Source organism: Streptomyces sp. NPDC029296, assembly GCF_055569255.1.
In genome coordinates, this window is sequence record NZ_JBVHXT010000119.1 from 1 (window position 1) to 1280 (window position 1280).

Genomic DNA, 1280 nt, shown 5'->3' on the forward strand with positions numbered 1-1280 from the left:
GGTCAGCTCGTCGTCTCGCAGCGGGCGGCGAACGGCGCCGTCGTGGCCGCGACCGGTGTGCAGACGGCCGGGGTGCTGGACGATCTCTACCCCGGCGCCACGAAGGCGCGGCTCGGCCCGGTGTTCGCCCACGGCCGGCCCACACTGTCGGTGTGGGCCCCGACGGCGCGGAGCGTGTCGCTGGAACTCGGCGGGTCGCTCCATCGGATGCGCCGCGACGACTCCACCGGCGTGTGGTCCGTCACCGGACCGGCGTCCTGGAAGGGCAGGCCCTACCGGTACGTGGTGAAGGTGTGGGCGCCCAGCGTCCGCAAGATGGTCACCAACAAGGTCACCGACCCGTACTCGGTGGCGCTCACCGCCGATTCCGAGCGCAGCCTGATCGTGGACCTGGACGACAAGGCCCTGGCCCCGGCCGGCTGGTCGACGCTGCGCAAGCCCGAGGCCGTACCGCTGCGGGACGCGCAGATCCAGGAACTGCACATCCGGGACTTCTCCATCGAGGACAAGACGGTGCCGGTGAAGGACCGGGGCACCTACCTGGCGTTCACCGACACCGGCGCCGACGGGTCCCGACACCTGAGGAAGCTGGCCAAGGCGGGCACCTCGTACGTGCACCTCTTGCCGGCCTTCGACATCGCGGGAATTCCCGAGCGCAAGGCGGACCAGGCGGTCCCGGACTGTGACCCGGCGTCCTTCCCGCCCGATTCCGAGCGGCAGCAGGAGTGTGTGGGCAAGGCGGCGGCGAAAGACGCTTACAACTGGGGCTACGACCCGTTGCACTACACGGTTCCGGAGGGTTCCTACGCCTCCGATCCGGACGGTACGGCCCGGACGGTGGAGTTCCGCCGGATGGTGCAGGCGCTGAACGGCAACGGGCTGCGGGTGGTGATGGACGTGGTCTACAACCACACGGCGGCCGCCGGTCAGGCGGAGGTGTCGGTGCTGGACCGGATCGTGCCGGGCTACTACCAGCGGCTGCTGGCGGACGGGTCGGTGGCGAGCAGCACCTGCTGTGCCAACACCGCGACGGAGAACGCGATGATGGGCAAGCTGGTGGTGGACTCCGTGGTCACCTGGGCCAGGCAGTACAAGGTCGACGGGTTCCGGTTCGACCTGATGGGCCACCATCCCAAGGCCAACATCCTGGCCGTGCGCAAGGCCCTGGACGCGCTGACCCTGGAGCGGGACGGCGTGGACGGCAGGAGGATCGTCCTGTACGGGGAGGGCTGGAACTTCGGGGAGGTCGCCGACGACGCCCGGTTCGTCCAGGCCACGCA

Annotated in this window: 1 pseudogene; it reads left to right on the plus strand. The window is 69.9% G+C overall.

Annotation, left to right across the window (positions count from 1 at the left end):
- Positions 1-1280 (plus strand): annotated as a pseudogene (locus ACZ4W9_RS40305) (pullulanase-type alpha-1,6-glucosidase); the annotation flags it as partial.